The 15,894-nt window shown below is 74.6% G+C and carries 14 protein-coding genes; 6 read left to right on the top strand and 8 right to left on the bottom strand.

Annotated features, from left to right (window positions below; genetic code table 11):
• Positions 1 to 53 precede the first annotated feature (53 nt).
• From ACLHRZ_RS25140 to ACLHRZ_RS25130, 3 genes are read right to left on the bottom strand one after another with little or no spacing between them, the layout of a single operon-like run.
• Entirely contained in the window at positions 54 to 1,808 is a 1,755-nt protein-coding gene (locus tag ACLHRZ_RS25140) for a peroxidase family protein (RefSeq protein ID WP_490420778.1), read from the bottom strand.
• Positions 1,805 to 3,244: a cytochrome P450 gene (locus ACLHRZ_RS25135; protein ID WP_490420777.1), complete on the bottom strand. Its 1,440-nt coding sequence runs from the start codon at positions 3,242 to 3,244 to the stop codon at positions 1,805 to 1,807. Before ACLHRZ_RS25135 ends, ACLHRZ_RS25140 begins: the two co-directional genes overlap by 4 nt.
• Entirely contained in the window at positions 3,241 to 3,375 is a 135-nt protein-coding gene (locus tag ACLHRZ_RS25130) for a hypothetical protein (RefSeq protein ID WP_490420776.1), read from the bottom strand. The genes ACLHRZ_RS25135 and ACLHRZ_RS25130 overlap by 4 nt, the downstream gene beginning before the upstream one ends.
• 164 nt (positions 3,376 to 3,539) lie before the next feature.
• On the opposite strand from ACLHRZ_RS25130, the gene ACLHRZ_RS25125 reads away from it, so the two are divergent.
• Entirely contained in the window at positions 3,540 to 3,725 is a 186-nt protein-coding gene (locus ACLHRZ_RS25125) for a hypothetical protein (RefSeq protein WP_490420775.1), read from the top strand.
• An 82-nt stretch (positions 3,726 to 3,807) separates the two neighbouring features.
• On the opposite strand, the gene ACLHRZ_RS25120 is transcribed toward ACLHRZ_RS25125, so the two are convergent.
• The gene (locus ACLHRZ_RS25120; RefSeq protein ID WP_490420774.1) at positions 3,808 to 4,236 is read right to left on the bottom strand and encodes an SPW repeat protein; all 429 of its coding nucleotides are present in this window, start codon (positions 4,234 to 4,236) and stop codon (positions 3,808 to 3,810) included.
• A gap of 179 nt (positions 4,237 to 4,415) precedes the next feature.
• On the opposite strand from ACLHRZ_RS25120, the gene ACLHRZ_RS25115 reads away from it, so the two are divergent.
• Positions 4,416 to 5,567, top strand: a complete 1,152-nt coding sequence (locus tag ACLHRZ_RS25115; protein ID WP_490420773.1) for a glycosyltransferase family 4 protein — start codon at positions 4,416 to 4,418, stop codon at positions 5,565 to 5,567.
• A gap of 20 nt (positions 5,568 to 5,587) precedes the next feature.
• On the top strand, positions 5,588 to 9,211 hold the full coding sequence (locus ACLHRZ_RS25110) for a hydantoinase B/oxoprolinase family protein (protein ID WP_490420772.1): 3,624 nt from the start codon (positions 5,588 to 5,590) through the stop codon (positions 9,209 to 9,211).
• On the opposite strand, the gene ACLHRZ_RS25105 is transcribed toward ACLHRZ_RS25110, so the two are convergent.
• Genes ACLHRZ_RS25105 through ACLHRZ_RS25090 form a run of 4 tightly spaced genes read right to left on the bottom strand, consistent with a single transcriptional unit; the run spans position 9,190 to position 12,135 of the window.
• Positions 9,190 to 10,092, bottom strand: coding sequence for a 5-oxoprolinase subunit C family protein (locus ACLHRZ_RS25105; protein WP_490420771.1), 903 nt, complete (start codon positions 10,090 to 10,092; stop codon positions 9,190 to 9,192). The two genes, ACLHRZ_RS25110 and ACLHRZ_RS25105, sit on opposite strands and share 22 nt — an antisense overlap.
• Positions 10,089 to 10,709 (bottom strand): 5-oxoprolinase subunit B family protein, encoded by a 621-nt coding sequence (locus tag ACLHRZ_RS25100; RefSeq protein ID WP_490420770.1) that lies wholly within the window; start codon positions 10,707 to 10,709, stop codon positions 10,089 to 10,091. Before ACLHRZ_RS25100 ends, ACLHRZ_RS25105 begins: the two co-directional genes overlap by 4 nt.
• Entirely contained in the window at positions 10,706 to 11,494 is a 789-nt protein-coding gene (locus tag ACLHRZ_RS25095) for a LamB/YcsF family protein (protein ID WP_490420769.1), read from the bottom strand. Before ACLHRZ_RS25095 ends, ACLHRZ_RS25100 begins: the two co-directional genes overlap by 4 nt.
• The gene (locus ACLHRZ_RS25090; RefSeq protein WP_490420768.1) at positions 11,491 to 12,135 is read right to left on the bottom strand and encodes a GntR family transcriptional regulator; all 645 of its coding nucleotides are present in this window, start codon (positions 12,133 to 12,135) and stop codon (positions 11,491 to 11,493) included. Before ACLHRZ_RS25090 ends, ACLHRZ_RS25095 begins: the two co-directional genes overlap by 4 nt.
• Before the next feature lie 176 nt (positions 12,136 to 12,311).
• On the opposite strand from ACLHRZ_RS25090, the gene ACLHRZ_RS25085 reads away from it, so the two are divergent.
• Genes ACLHRZ_RS25085 through ACLHRZ_RS25075 form a run of 3 tightly spaced genes read left to right on the top strand, consistent with a single transcriptional unit; the run spans position 12,312 to position 15,597 of the window.
• Entirely contained in the window at positions 12,312 to 13,010 is a 699-nt protein-coding gene (locus ACLHRZ_RS25085; protein ID WP_490420767.1) for a DUF969 domain-containing protein, read from the top strand.
• Positions 13,007 to 13,975, top strand: coding sequence for a DUF979 domain-containing protein (locus ACLHRZ_RS25080; protein ID WP_490420766.1), 969 nt, complete (start codon positions 13,007 to 13,009; stop codon positions 13,973 to 13,975). The genes ACLHRZ_RS25085 and ACLHRZ_RS25080 overlap by 4 nt, the downstream gene beginning before the upstream one ends.
• Before the next feature lie 59 nt (positions 13,976 to 14,034).
• Entirely contained in the window at positions 14,035 to 15,597 is a 1,563-nt protein-coding gene (locus ACLHRZ_RS25075; RefSeq protein ID WP_490420765.1) for a hypothetical protein, read from the top strand.
• Positions 15,598 to 15,894 lie beyond the last annotated feature (297 nt).

The following is a 15,894-nucleotide window of genomic DNA, read 5'->3' as shown; positions in this document are numbered from 1 at the left end:
GGGCCGGGGGGAATTCCGCACGCCCCCGGCCCGGGGCCCGCCTCGGGACCGGTTCACAGCAGCCGCCAGGGCGCGAACGCACTGCGCGCGCCCTCCAGGGCGGGGGCCAGCTCCGGGTGGTGGCGCAGCAGGACGTCGCCCAGCGAGGTGCGGTCGATCCACTCCAGGCCCTCGGCCGTGTAGATCTCCGGCCGGTAGCAGGCGGTGAAGAAGCGGTCGCTCTTCAGCCGCCGCGCCGTCATCAGCGCGAGCATCCGGAACGCCGTGTCGCTGAACGCGAAGCCCCGCGGCCGGGGTTCCGCGTACAGGCCGACCATGGTGTCGACCCGCTCCAGCCGGCCGCCGTAGACCTCGCGCAGCTCGCCGGCCAGGGCCGCGTCCCCGCCCGTGAGCTCGTCGAAGCTGCGCACCGGCGGCCGGTGCAGCGCCGCGCGGAGGGCGGTGTAGCGGGGGACGCCGCGCTCGCGGTCGCGCAGCACGTCGACCGTGCCGAGGTCGATGCGCTCCCCGGAGACGCGCACCAGCTCCCGCAGGCAGTCGGGGTGGTTGTGCAGGACGACGTCGCCCGCGTGCATGGTGCCGAAGGAGTAGAGCAGGTCGGCCGTGCCCCAGCGGTCGACGGCCTTGCGGGTGGCCAGCGCCTGGAGCGGTTCGAAGTCCGTGCGCTCGACGAGGTCGCCCGTCAGGTGCGAGCGGATCTCGTACTCGTCCCGGATCATCGGGTGCATCCGGTGGGCGGCGACGGACTCCTCCGTCACCGCGAACGGGGCCGTGTGGTGCCGGGTGGGCGAGCCGGGGATGCCGAACAGCGTCTCGCCCCGGCCGAAGCGCCGCACCCGGCGGCGCAGCCGGGCGGGGAGCACCCCGTACCAGTCGAGGTGCATCGCGGCCCGGGTCACCGGCCGGTCGACGACGGCCGGCATCCACTCCACCGTGTGGATCTTGGCCATGACGGCGGTGACGACCAGCCGCGCCGTCTGGAAGAGGCGCTCGTCGTCCCAGGTGGGGCGGGCGGAGGCGATCCGGTCGCAGACCGCGTTGTGCTCCTTGGCGAAGAGCGTGTGCAGCAGGGACAGGCCGACCCAGTAGTCCTCGGCGAAGCCCGTGCGGTCGATGCCGGACAGGCCCGCCCGCTCCTCGTCCGGCAGCCTGCCGTCCACGAGGGCGAGCTTGCCGCCCTCGCCGGTGCGCAGCGCCCGGCACTGCTCCTCGCTCGACCCGTAGATCTGCGAGCCGTCCCACCAGTGGGTCACCGTGTTCGCGTAGGCGGGCGGCAGGGCCGCGCCGGCGGGGCCCGCCGGGTCGGGCAGGGTGCGGCGCAGCAGCATGGGGCACTGCGGCCAGTCGTCGTCGGCGGCGAGGGGGACGTCCAGCGGCGGGGCGGAGGGGTGGCCGCCGTGGTGGAACCAGCCGTGCTGCTGGAACTGGATCCAGGCCGCGGCCAGCAGGTTGAGCATCGGGGCCGGGCGGAAGCCGGCGGTGCGGGCCAGGAGCCGTCTGCTCACCTCGCGCGGGCTCGGCGAGAACAGGCCGTCGTCCTCGGGCTCGGGGAAGGCCTGCGGCAGTGCGCAGTTGCGGTCGAAGCGGGTGCCCGCGCGGCCCATGGCGGCGTCGGAGGGGCAGGAGCCCGACCCGTCGTAGCCGCGGTGGGGCAGCAGTTCGCGGGCCGGCTCCGGGGGCCGCGTGCCGCCGTGGGCGTCGTACAGGCTGTGGGCGCGCAGCAGTTGCCGTCGGCGGCGCAGCTCCAGGAGGGCCAGGGGGAGGGGCAGGGCGTGCCATTCGCGGCGCGGGCGGGGTGCCGGGGTCATCGGTCGCTCTCCAGGACGGGCGGGGGGACGGTGCGGGCCGGGGCCCGGTGGGCGCGGTAGCCGATCCGCAGCCGGGTGGTGTCGAAGGTGTGCGGCAGCGGCTGCCGGTGCGTCAACCGCACGCCCGCGACGGCCAGTTCGCCGTCGCGCAGGAACTCCGCGACGAAGCCGGTGGCCAGCAGCAGCCCCAGCTCCATGCCGCTGCACCGGGCCTCGCCGCGGCTGAAGGGGCTGACGGCCCAGTCCCGTTCGGCCGTGCCGTCCATCCACTTCTCGGGCGCGAACCGGTGCGCGTAGTCGAGCCGTTCGCTGTCGCGGGCGTGGAAGGCGGCGGGCACCAGGACGTTCATCCCGCCCGGCGCGACCGCCGCCCGCCAGCGGGTCTCGGCCGTGGTGCGGCGCAGCAGGCTGGGCACGGGCGCCCACAGCCGGGCCGCGTCCTGGATGCAGGCGCGCACGTACGGCATGGCCTGGAAGCCGGCCACCGTGCGCAGGCCGTGCCGCCGGTCGGCGTCGGCGACCTCGGCCGCGGCGCGCGTGTGGTGCTGCGGGTGCGTGGCGAGCAGCGCCAGCGTCTGCACGACGGCGCTGTGCACCACGGCCAGGGCCATGAACCACTGGGTGAGCTGGCTCTCGGGTGCGGTCTCGGGGCCGCGGGGTGCGCTGCGGAACAGCCCGGTCAGGCTGCGCGGGTCGGCGTCGCACAGGTAGCGGGACTGGCGCCGCATCATCGCCCGCCGGGTCCTGCGGGCCCGGCCCGTCCGCCAGCGCCGGGCGCCCATCCAGTTGGCCTCGGCGAGCAGTTCGCCCAGGAGGCGGGAGAACTCCGCGTCGTCGGCGGCGGCTTCGCCGAGGAAGCAGCGGCGCCCGATCCGCTCGAAGCGCTCGCGCACCACGTCGGCCGTCAGCCCGGCCTCCGCCTCCGGTCCCAGCAGGGCGCGGGCCTCCTCGCCGACGACCCGCAGGAAGTGGCCCGCCAGCCGGTGCACGTCGCAACCGGCGTCCAGCACCGCGTCGTTGAAGGCGCGGCGGGCCGTGCGCTGCCGGCCGTGCGAGGCGACCAGGGCATCGGGCTGCACGGCCGCGAAGCCGCTCACCTTCTCCCAGGTGTCCACCGCGTAGACCTCCACCGGCCCGGAGAGCACCTGCCGGGCGTCCTCGGCGTCCAGCACGAGCAGGGTGGGGCCGCAGGTGCCGTGCACCAGGACCGGCCCGCGGCCGTGTCTGCGGCGCAGCCCGCGCATGGCCTCCAGCCGGCGCCGCCCCGGGTCGAGCCGGGCCACCAGCCGGGCCATCCGGGGGCGGCAGCGGAAGACGCCCCCGAGGTAGTCGGGGAGGAAGTACACGAGGGCCAGCCGCAGATTCTCGCCGGCCGAGGCGACGGGCAGCCCGTCCTCCCGGCCCGCGCCGCCGCGGGCGTCGTTCGCCGTGCTCATGCGGCGCTCCTCCCGAGGTGCGGCAGCTGGATGCGCGGCGGGCCGTCGGGCCCGGAGTCCCGGGCGGGCGGGGCGAGTTCGGCGGGGCGGGACGGCAACGGCTCGTCGGCGGTTGCGCGTACGGACGTCATGCCTCGTACCTCTTGGTGTGGGGGGCCGGTCGGGAGAGGGGAGCATTGCCACTTCCCGCCGGGCGAAGCCACGGCAGCCGAAGATCACCTGAGTATTCATCCGCGCGGGTGAACAGCCCCTGGCGGGCGCGGCGTTGCGGAACCGGGGGCTCTACCTTCGCCGCATGCCTGACATGGATGAGATGATCCGACGTATCCGCCGGGACATGAACGTGCAACTCCGCAAGCGGGCGGACCGGGCGCTCGAGGACGGGGCCGGATGGCCCGAGACCGGGGACGGCGCCCCGGCGGGCGGCGCGGATCCGGAGCGGGAGCCGCACGGCGGGCGCCCCCCGGCGCCCACCGCCTGACCCGGATGCGCGGGCCCCGCCGTCCGGGGCTGTGGACGGCGGGGCATTCTGCGGGGAAGGGGTCTGGGGTATGAGGGGACGGTCAGCGCCGCTGCCTGGTGCTGCCCAGGCCCGCCAGGGCCAGGGCCGTCAGGCATGCCACGGCTCCGACGATGACGTTGCTGACGACGGCACGGGTGGCGAAGGCGTGGCCCGCCACCACGAAGGGGGCGACGATCGCCCACACGCCGATGGCCAGCGCGGCCCAGCTCATGGAGTGCGTGCGCTCGTACGCGGGGCCGATGCCTACCAGACAGGCAAAGGCGACACCGGTGATCAGGTTGGTGATGGTGAGGGTGGTGGAGGCGTTGAAGCCCATAATCCACGGTGAAGCGGCCAGATAGACGCCACAGAGAACGGCCAGGGCCTCGACGGCCTGGGCGGCGGGGGTTCCCGTCGTCTCCTCGGAGTGGGCGCGGAGCGCCATGATGTCCGGGTGCTGGTCGATCCGGGGCGACGCAGGAGCGGTCACGTCGGCCACCTTCTTTCGAAGTCAATACGGACCTGCTTGCATTTTAACCCAATTCCCCCTGAATTCACCTGAATGGGGGCATGGAATCCGGGTGGGACCGGGCCAACGCTCATGGGACGTTCGCCGGGCGGAAAGATCCACGTGGTCCGCACCACGCGCGCAGGGCCGACAACAGCCGTATGCGGGTCGCCATCGTCACCGAATCGTTTCCGCCCGACGTCAACGGGGTCGCCCACTGCGCCTGGCAGACCGCCCGGCACCTGCGGCGCCGCGGGCACGAACCGCTCGTCGTGACCCCGGCCGGCCCCGCCGCCCCCGGGAACGGCGACGGGGACGCGGACGGCGCGCCCTGCCCGGTCGTCCGGGTGCCCTCGCTGCCGCTGCCCGGCTATCCGCAGGTCCGGGTCGCCCTGCCGGGCCGCCGCCTGGCCGGCGTGCTGGCCGAGCACCGCCCCGACGTCGTCCACCTCGCGAGCCCCTTCGTGCTCGGGGCGCGCGGCATGGCCGCCGCCGCCCGGCTCGGCGTGCCGGCCGTCGCCGTCTACCAGACCGACCTCGGCGGCTACGCCCGCACCTACCTGGGCACCGGCGAAGGCGTCGCCTGGCGCCGCATCAGGGCCGTGCACCGCGCCGCCGACCGCACCCTCGCCCCGTCCACCGCCGCCGCCCGCGACCTGATCGGCCACGGCGTCCCGCGGGTCTGGCTGTGGCCGCGCGGGGTGGACTCCGAGCGCTTCCACCCCGCGCACCGCGACCTGGAGCTGCGGCGCGCCCTCGCCCCCGGCGGGGAGCTGATCGTCGGCTACGTCGGCCGCCTCGCGCCCGAGAAGCGGGTGGAGTTGCTCGCCCCGGTCTGCGCGCTGCCCGGCGTGCGCGTGGTCGTCGTGGGGGACGGCCCGCATGCGGCCCGGCTGCGGGCCGCCCTGCCCGGGGCACGCTTCCTCGGCACCCGCACCGGCCGCGAACTCGCCCGCATCTTCGCCTCGCTCGACGTCTTCGTGCACCCCGGCCCGCAGGAGACGTTCTGCCAGACCGTCCAGGAGGCGCAGGCCAGCGGCGTCCCCGTGGTCGCCCCCGCGGCCGGCGGCCCCCTGGACCTGGTCGAGCACCTGCGCACCGGACTCCTGGTCCGCCCGCACGACGCGGAGGCGCTGCGCGAGGCGGTCCTCGCCCTGGAGTCCGGGCGCCGCCGCCGTGCGGAGTACGGGCTCGCCGGCCGCCGCTCGGTGCTGGGCCGCACCTGGACGGTGGTGGGGGACCTGCTGGTGCGGCACTACGCCGACGTGCTGGCCGAACGGGCCGGCCGCCCGGCGGTGGAGCGGGCGGGCTGACCGGCCGCCACAATGGCCGCATGACAGGACGCTGGGAGTTCTGGATCGACCGCGGCGGCACCTTCACGGACGTGGTGGCCCGGCGCCCCGACGGCCGGCTCGTCACCCGCAAACTGCTCTCCCACGACCCCGCCCGCCACTGTGACGCGGCCGTCGCCGGCATCCGGCAGACCCTGGGCCTGGGCCCGGACGACCCCGTCCCCGCCGACCGGATCGCGGTCGTCAAGATGGGCACCACCGTCGCCACCAACGCCCTGCTGGAGCGCAAGGGCACCCCGACCGTACTGGTCGTCACCGAGGGCTTCCGCGACGCGCTGCGCATCGCCTACCAGAACCGCCCGCGCCTGTTCGACCGCCGCATCGTGCTGCCCGAGGCGCTCTACGGCCGGGTCGTGGAGATCCCCGAACGGGTCGGCGCGCACGGCGAGGTGATCCGCCCGCTCGACCCGGACGCCGCCGCCGACGCCCTGCGCGCCGCCCGCCGCGACGGCTACGCGAGCGCCGCCGTCGTCCTGATGCACGGCTACCGGCACACCGCGCACGAGCAGCAGGTCGCCGCGGCGGCCCGCGCGGCCGGCTTCTCCCAGGTGAGCTGTTCGCACGAGGTCAGCCCGCTGATGAAGCTCGTACCGCGCGGGGACACCACCGTCGTCGACGCCTACCTCTCGCCGATCCTGCGCCGCTACGTCGACGACGTGGCCCGCGAACTGCCCGGCGTCCGGCTGATGTTCATGCAGTCGAACGGAGGGCTGCGCGAGGCGCTGCACTTCCGCGGCAAGGACGCCGTGCTGTCCGGCCCCGCGGGCGGCGTGGTCGGCATGGCCCGCACCTCCGGCGAGGCCGGGTACGACCGGGTGATCGGCTTCGACATGGGCGGCACGTCGACCGATGTCGCGCACTACGCGGGCGAGTTCGAGCGGGCCTTCGGCACCGAGGTCGCCGGGGTGCGCATGCGCGCGCCCATGATGAACATCCACACCGTCGCCGCCGGCGGCGGATCGCTGCTGCACTTCGACGGGCGGCGCTACCGCGTCGGCCCGGACTCCGCAGGCGCCGACCCCGGCCCCGCCTGCTACCGCCGCGGCGGCCCGCTCACCCTCACCGACGCCAACGTGATGCTCGGCCGCATCCAGCCCGGCCGCTTCCCGGCCGTCTTCGGCCCGCACGGCGACCAGCCGATCGACGCCGACGTCGTCCGTACGCACTTCGCGGAGCTGGCCCGGGAGATCACCGACGCGACCGGCGACCGGCGCGGGCCCGAGGAGGTCGCGGCGGGCTTCCTCGACATCGCCGTGCTCAACATGGCCAACGCCGTCAAGAAGATCTCCGTGCAGCGCGGCCGCGACATCACCCGCTACGCGCTCACCGGCTTCGGCGGCGCGGGCGGCCAGCACGCCTGCGCCGTCGCCGACGCGCTAGGCATCGCCACCGTGATCGTGCCGCCCCTCGCGGGCGTGCTCTCCGCCTACGGCATCGGCGTCGCCGACGCCACCGCCCTGCGCGAACAGGCCCTGGAGACCGAACTGGACGAGCAGTCGATGCCGCAGGTGCACGAGGCCTGCGACCGGCTCGCGCAGCGCACCCGCGCCGAACTCCTCGCGGACGGCGTACCGGAGGACACCGTCACCACCACCGCCCGCGTGCACCTGCGCTACGCGGGCACCGACTCCGCCCTTCCCGTGGCCCTGGACTCCGCCGCCGCGATGAGCGCGGAGTTCGTCCGGGCCCACCGTGCCCGCTACGCCTTCACCATGGACAAACCACTGGTCGTCGAGGCCGTCTCGGTCGAGGCGGCCGGTGCATCCGGCGGGGCCTCCGGCCGGACGGCCGCCCCTCCGGAGGCAGCGGAGGGGGAACAGGAGGAGACCGTCCGGATGTTCACCGGCGGCACCTGGCAGGAGGCCCGGCTCCGGCAGCGCACCGCCCTGCGTCCCGGAGACGTCCTCACCGGCCCCGCGATCGTCACGGAGGCCGACGCCACCACCGTCGTCGACCCCGGCTGGCGGGCCGCGGCGGGCGAACAGGGCCACCTGCTGCTCACCCGAGTCCGCCCCCGGCCCCGCGCGGCCGCCGTCGGCACGGACGTGGACCCGGTGATGCTGGAGGTCTTCAACAGCCTCTTCATGGCCATCGCCGAACAGATGGGCCTGCGCCTGGAGAACACCGCGCACTCCGTCAACATCAAGGAGCGGCTGGACTTCTCCTGCGCCCTCTTCGACGCCGACGGCAGCCTGATCGCCAACGCCCCGCACATCCCCGTCCACCTCGGCTCGATGGGGGAGTCCATCAAGGAGGTGCTGCGCCGCAACGGCGATGCACTGCGGCCGGGGGACGCGTACGCCGTCAACGACCCGTACCACGGCGGCACACACCTGCCGGACATCACCGTCGTCACGCCCGTCTTCGACACTGTGACATCAGCGGCTGGCGCCGCGGGCGGCCATCAACTGCTGTTCCTCGTCGCCTCGCGCGGCCACCACGCCGAGATCGGCGGCATCACCCCCGGCTCCATGCCCGCCTTCAGCCGCACGGTCCACGAAGAAGGCGTCCTCTTCGACAACTGGCTCCTCGTCCGCGACGGCCGGCTGCGCGAGCAGGAGACGCGCGAACTGCTCGCCTCGGGGCCGTACCCCTCGCGCGCCCCCGAGGTCAACCTCGCCGACCTGCGCGCCCAGATCGCCGCCAACGAGAAGGGCATCCACGAACTGCGCCGCATGACCGAGGAGTTCGGGCAGGACGTCGTCCGGGCCTACATGGGGCACGTCCAGGACAACGCCGAGGAGTCCGTGCGCCGCATCGTCGCCGGGCTGCACGACGGATCGCACCGCTACGAGACCGACAGCGGCGCGGTCGTCCAGGTCGCCGTCCGCGTGGACCGGGCCGCCCGCAGCGCCGTCATCGACTTCGAGGGCACCTCGCCCCAGCAGCCCGGGAACGCCAACGCGCCCAGCTCCGTGGTCAAGGCGGCCGTGCTGTACGTCTTCCGCACGCTGGTCGCCGAGGACATCCCGCTCAACAGCGGCTGCCTGAAGCCCCTCGACATCCGCATCCCCGAAGGATCCATGCTGGCCCCGGTCTTCCCGGCGGCCACCGTCGCCGGGAACGTCGAGACCTCGCAGGCCGTCACCGGCGCGCTCTACGCGGCCCTCGGCGTCCAGGCCGAGGGCTCCGGCACCATGAACAACGTCACCTTCGGCAACGAGCGCACCCAGTACTACGAGACCGTGGCCAGCGGCTCGGGCGCGGGGGACGGGTTCGACGGGGCCGACGCCGTGCAGACCCACATGACCAACTCGCGCCTGACCGACCCCGAGGTCCTCGAATGGCGTTACCCCGTGCGCGTGGAGAGCTTCGCGGTGCGCCGGGGCAGCGGCGGGCGCGGCCGGTGGACGGGCGGATGCGGCGTGGTGCGCCGCATCCGCTTCCTGGAGCCCATGACGGCCGCCCTGCTCACCGGGCACCGCCGGGTGCCCCCGTACGGAATGGCCGGCGGGGAGCCCGGCGCCCTCGGCGTCAACCTCGTCGAGCGCGCCGACGGCTCCGTCGAGCGGCTGGCCGGCTGCGCCGTGGTGGAGGCCGGCGCGGGCGACGTGCTGGAGGTGCGCACACCCGGAGGAGGCGGCTACGGCACCCCGCCCGCCTGAAGTGCCCGGCGGAGCCGCGGACTTCGCAGGACGAAGCGGACCGGCGTGCCGGGCACGGCCTGCGCCGCGGCGGCCAGGAAGGCCTCGGGCACGACGCCCACCACGGGATAGCCGCCCGTGGTCGGGTGGTCGGCGAGGAAGACCACGGGACGGCCGTCGGTCGGCACCTGGACCGCGCCCAGGACCATGCCCTCGCTGGGCAGTTCCCCGTCCCGCGCCCGCTCCAGGGACGGGCCCTCCGTGCGCAGGCCGATCCGGTTGCCCGCGGACGAGACCCGGAAGGCGCCGGCCGCGAGGGTCCGCAGCGCCCCGGCCGTGAACCAGTCGTCGCGCGGCCCGAGCACCACGGGCAGCACCAACTCCCGCACGGGGCCGGGGTGCGGCACCGCGTCGGCGCCCGGCGGCGGGCCGTACGGGGCGCCGAGCGGCAGCACGGCGCCGTCGGCCAGCGGGGCGGGGCCCAGGCCGGAGAGCACGTCCGTCGAGCGGCTGTCCAGGACGGGCGGGACGGTCAGCCCGCCGGAGAAGGCCAGATAGCTCCGCACACCGTGGACGGCCGGGCCCGCCTCCAGCACCGCCCCGGCCGGGACGCGAACGGCCGCGCCCCACGCGGCGGGACGCCCGTCCACGGTCACCGCGCACGGCGCGCCCGTCACCGCCGCCGTCACCGCCCGGCGGGTGCGGACGGCGCAGCCGGTCAGCGTCGTCTCCAGGGTCGCGGCCTCGCCGGGGTTGCCGACGAGGCGGTTCGCCAGCCGGTGGGCGGGCTGGTCGAGGGCGCCGGAGCGGGGCACCCCCAGGTGGGCGTGGCCGGTGCGGCCCAGGTCCTGCACGGTGGTCAGCGCTCCGGCGCGGACGACCGCGACTGCCCGTTCCGTCATGCGCGGCCCTCCGGTACGAAGCGGACCCGGGTGCCGGGGGAGAACAGTGCGGCCGGGGTGCGCGCCACGTCCCACAGCGTGACGTCGGTGGTGCCGATGAGCTGCCATCCGCCGGGCGAGGAGCGCGGGTACACGCTCGTGTACCGCCCGGCGAGGGCCACCGAGCCGGCGGGCACTTTCGTGCGGGGCGTGGCCCGGCGCGGCACGTGGTAGCGGTCGGGCAGGCCGGTGAGATAGCCGAACCCCGGGGCGAACCCGCAGAAGGCGACGCGGAATTCGGTCCCCGCGTGGAGGGCGGCCGCCTCGCGCGGCGTGACGCCCCAACGCCCGGCGACCTCGGCCAGGTCGGGGCCGTCGTAGCGGACCGGGACCTCGACGGCCCGCTGCGCTCCGCGGGCCGGCGGGGGTATCACCCAGGAGGCCAGCTCCACGGCGAACGCCCCGGGTTCGGCCAGGCCGTCGACCAGCACGGTGCGGTCGGCCGGCACGATCTCCCGCACCGCGGGCAGTGCGCCGGCCGCGGCCCTGCGCAGCAGCTCGGCGTGGAGCGCCTCGGCCTCCTCGCTGCTGCCGAGTTCGACCAGCAGCCCGTGGTCCCCGGCGGGCAGGGCCCTCATGCGAAGGCCTTCAGCCGGACGCCCGCGGCCTCCAGTTCGTCCCGCACCCGGCGGGCGAGGGCGGCGGCCCCGGGGGTGTCGCCGTGCACGCACAGCGAACGGACGTGGACGGGCACCCGCTCGCCGCCGATCGCGGTCACCGCGCGGTCGCGGGCGAAGGCGAGCGAGCGCTGCACGACGGTGTCGGGGTCGGTGACCACGGCGCCCGGCTCGTGGCGGGGGACGAGCGTGCCGGCCGCGGTGTACGCGCGGTCGGCGAAGGCCTCGGCGACGACGGGCAGTCCGGCCCGCTGCGCGGCCTCGTGCAGCCGGGAGCCGGGCAGCCCGAGCACGGGCAGCGCCTCGCCCGCGAGCCGTATGCCCTCGACCACGGCCGCGGCCTGTTCCGCGTCGTGCACGCTGCGGTTGTAGAGCGCGCCGTGCGGTTTGACGTACGCGACCCGCGCGCCGGCGGCTCGCGCGAAGATCTCCAACGCACCGATCTGGTAGGCGATCTCGTCGGCCAGCTCGCGGGGCGGCACGTCCATCGCCCGGCGCCCGAAGCCCGCCAGGTCGCGGTAGGAGACCTGGGCGCCGATGCCGACACCGCGCTCGGCCGCCGTCCCGCACACCCGGCGCATGGTCGAGGGGTCGCCGCCGTGGAACCCGCAGGCCACGTTGGCGCTGGTGACCACGGACAGCAGGGCGTCGTCGTCGGTGAGGCTCCAGCGGCCGAAGCCTTCGCCGAGGTCGGCGTTGAGGTCGAGGACGACGGTCTCCGTCGCCTCTGCGGTCCCGGGGGTCATCGGCGGTCCTCCTTCATGGCGCCCAGGATCAGCTCCCGGGCGTCGTCCAGATAGGCGGTCAGTCCGGCTTCGGCGTGGGCGTGTTCGCCGCTCTCCAGCAGTTTGGCGAGGGCGCGGTTGCGGGCCACGAAGGGTTCGTGGAAGCGGCGCGGGGAGGGCATCTCGTGGAAGGCCAGGCGCAGTTCGGCCAGCAGCCGGTCCATGGCGGAGTCGATGCGCGGGCTCTGCGCCAGCGCGGCGAGCGCGCGGTGGAAGTGCAGGTCCGCCGTGGCCACGTGCTGCCACTCACCCGCGGCGGCGGCGCGCTCGGCCTCGGTCACCGTGGCGGAGAGGGCCTCGTGCAGCTGCCGGGGGGCGTGCGCCGCGGCCCGTACGCCCGCGGTCTCCAGGGCGGCGCGCATCCGGTAGATGTCGGTGACGTCCGCGGGTTCCAGCACCCGTACGAAGACACCGCGGTTGAGCAGGTGGACGACCAGGCTGTCGTGGATGAGCAAGCGGAAGGCCTCGCGCAGGGTGTTGCGCGAGACCTCGTGCTCCCTGCCGAGGGCCTCCTCCGACAGCCGGTGCCCGGGCGGCAGTTCGCCGCTCTCGATCCGGGCACGCAGTGCTGCGGCGACACGCTGTGCGGTGGACAGGGCCATTGCCTCTCCCACGGGTCTCGGCGGAGTGGCTGCTTCAGCTGTTCCTGACGCTCCAGCTGTCTCAGCCTTCGACGGTTTCAGCATTGCCTGTTGAGGATTGTTCAACAATATCCTAGCCTCCTCGCCAACCGCCTCACCTCGTCGAGTGAGGTCCGAGAATGCGGAAGGCAGGACGCATGCTCGTACTCCTGGGCGTCCTCGTGGTCGTGGCCGGATTCGCCACGAGGCGCAACCCCTTGCTGGTGGTGGGTGTTGCGGGCATCGCCACCGGACTGCTCGGCGGACTGTCGCCCCGGGAGGTGCTCGCCGCCTTCGGCACCGGGTTCGCCTCCAGCCGTTCGGTGACGATCTTCGCCATCACCCTCCCGGTCATCGGCCTCCTGGAACGGCACGGACTCCGGGAACAGGCACGCCACTTGATATCCCGCTTCGGCGGCCTCACCGCGGGCCGCTTCCTCGCCCTCTACCTCCTCCTGCGCCAGCTCACCGCAGCCCTCGGGCTCAACAGCGTCTTCGGCCACGCCCAGACGGTACGCCCGCTCGCCGCGCCGATGGCCGAAGGCGCGGCCGAACGCCGCCACGGCCAACTCTCCGGCGCGATGCGGGAGAAGGTGCGCTCCTACGCCGCGAGCGCCGACAACGTCGGGCTCTTCTTCGGCGAGGACGTCTTCCTCGCCGTCGGTTCGATCCTGCTCATCACCGGCTTCGTCAACACCACCTACCACACGCACCTGGAACCGCTGGACCTCGCGATGTGGGCCGTCCCGACCGCCCTGTGCGCCCTGTTCGTGCACGGCTGGCGGCTGCTGCGCCTGGACCGCACGCTGGAGCACGCGCGCGTGGCGGGGACGGCCGCGAAGGAGGCGGACAAGTGATCAAGGCGGAGTGGTTCTTCTGGCTCGTCGGCGGCGTCCTCCTGGCCATGGCCGCCCAGATGCTCACCGACCGCACCAACCCCAGGCGCTACGGCACGGCCGCCTTCTGGGGCCTGCTCGGCGCAGGCTTCGTCTACAGCACCTGGGTCGCGCACAAGACCGCGCCCGCCGAGCCGCTCGGCGTCGCCGTCCTCGTCATGATCTGCCTCGCCGGCTTCGGCTTCACCGGCCGCGGCACGGCCCGTACGGCCACGGACGCACAGCGGGCCGCCGGCGCGGCGCGCTTCGGCAGCCGGCTCTTCGTGCCCGCACTGACCATCCCCGCCGTCGCCCTGGTCTGCGCGGTGGGCGTCAAACGGCTGCACGCGGGCGGCGAACCGGTGCTGGAGAAGGGCAGCGAGACCATCCTGGGGCTGGGCATCGGCGCAGTCGTCGCCCTCGCCGTCGCCATGGTGATGCTGCGCGAGAAGCGGGTGTCGGTGCCCCTGCACGCGGGCCGCTCCATACTGGAGTCGGCCGGCTGGGCCCTGCTGCTGCCGCAGCTGCTCGCCACGCTCGGCACCATCTTCTCCCTCGCCGGCGTCGGCGACCAGGTCCGCCGGATCACCACCGCGGTGCTGCCCGACGGCTCGGTCTTCCTGGCGGTCGTCGTCTACTGCGCGGGGATGTTCCTCCTGACCGTCATCATGGGCAACGGCTTCGCGGCCTTCCCGGTGATGACGGCCGCGGTCGGCTGGCCGGTCCTCGTCCAGCAGGCCCACGGCAGCGCCCCCGGCGTCATGGCCGTCGGCATGCTGGCCGGCTTCTGCGGCACGCTCGTGACGCCGATGGCGGCCAACTACAACGTGGTTCCGGCCGCACTGCTGGAGCTCACGGACCAGTACGGGCCCATCAAGGCGCAGCTGCCCACGGCGTTTATCCTGCTTGCTTGCAATATCGGCATCATGTCCGTCTTTGCCGTCTGACCGCTGATCCGACGGTGCCGTTTCGTCCGTTGTCAGGGTGAGCGCCTACGCTGTGCGACGTGACTTCTCCAGCCCCGGCGGCCGTTCCGCCCCAGCTCAACGGGCCATCGCTCCCCCGAGCTCTCGGCTCCGCTCGAGCAGGGGGTACCCCCATCGCCCCGGGTCCGGCCGCCGACGAGGGCCTGGCCCGCAGGCTGCGCGCGCTCGCGTGCACGGCGCCGCTGCACGACCTGGACGCCCGCAAGGCCAACCTCGCGGGCGAGTACGGCGGCTACGCCATGGCGGAGGTGGCGCTCTCCGCCATCGACCTCGTCACGCTCAACATGGACTTCGACACCGGCGCGGACCACGAGCAGATAGTGGCCCGCCTGCTGCCGCGCGTCGCGGCCCAGGCCCCCGGGCGCCCGCACGCCGAGCACGAGCGCGTGAGCCGCTGGGTCCTGGAGAACCTCATCAACGTCGGCAGCGTCGACCGCGGCTTCCGCGCCGTCTACGGCACGTTCGGCGCGGACGGCGTCTACATCCGGCGGGACTACGACTTCAAGCTCATCGAGGAAGTGCCGGGCCCCGGCGGCACGGTCTTCCTGCGCACCACCGACGAGGCCGTCAACGTCCTCGTCGGCGCCCTCGACACGGACGTCACCAGCGCCCAGATCGCCGCCGAGGTGAAGCTGGAGGTCCTCATCAGCCGGGGCCGCCTCGCCGACGCCCAGCTCGCCGCCGAGCAGGCCCGCTACCGGACCGTGCAGTACGCGGAGACCCTCCGCAAGACGCTCGACGCCACCCGGCGCAACGTCCGCGCGGTCGACTGGCTGAAGACCGTCCCCGACATGATCGCCGAAGCGCTCGAACACGTCGCCGACCGCTACCGGCACGAGAACGCGATCCTCACCAACATCCGCAAGGCGCGCGACGAAGCGGAAGAGCCGGAGAACAAGCGCCGCGCCGCCGAGCTCGTCGACATCGTCAAGGACTGCATCCGCCGGCACACCCAGCTGCAGTCCCGGCTCCTGGAGGCCGGGCCGCTGTTCCGCGCCGAGCAGGACCGGCAGGCGTTCGCCACGCCCGCCGCGCAGGCCGGGCTGGACCTGTACGGCCAGCTCGTCGCGCCCGTCCTGCCGCTGCCCGTGGAGCAGGCGACGCGCGTCACCGACGCCTTCTTCGCGCGCGGCACGGGCCTGCGCACCCCGGCCGCGGTACGCCTCACCGACCTCGTGGACGTGCTCCTGACGCCGCCGCTGGAGCGCGAGCACCTCGGCGCGGAGATGCCCGAGCCGGATCTGATCGCCACCCCCGACGACAGCCGCTTCAGCGAGGAGCAGCTGGCCTCCGCCATGGAGCTGCTCGACCTCCCGGCCGACGCCCCCCGCCGCCTCTCGGGCCTCCTGGCCGAGGCCCGCCGCCGCGACCCCGAACTCCCGTACCTGGTGGCCCTCCTGGCCGTCCACGCCGCGAGCCCCGCGGTCGGCACGGCGTACCGCCAGGGCGAACAGCAACTGCTGTTCGCCGTCGACGACGGCACGACCCTGGACGACCCGGAATTCGGCGGCGCCGACCTCGTCGTCGGCAAGGCGCTGCTGGACGCGGCCGGAATGGCGGCGGACAGGACGGATGCGGCATGAGGCCACTCGGAACCCCCGCCGCAACGGCGAACACCCACGACGAAGCAGTCCGGCGGTGCCGGACCGGCCTGCGGCCGGCGGGCCTCCGGCGGGCAGTCGCCGATGTGCCGGGCCGGCACGATTCCCCCGCCGCAATGGTGAGCAACCTCGATGACGCGGCCCGGCGGTGCCGAACCGGCCGCGGGGCGGCAGCCCCTCGACGGGCAGTCGCCGCCGTGCCCGGTCGGCACCTTTCCCTCGCCGCAACGGCGAACACCCACGACGAAGCAGTCCGGCGGTGCCGGACCGGCCGTCACC

It is taken from the genome of Streptomyces sp. AM25, from assembly GCF_058146165.1.
The sequence above is the reverse complement of the archived record's forward strand: the minus strand, read 5'-3'. Positions and strand labels throughout refer to the sequence as shown.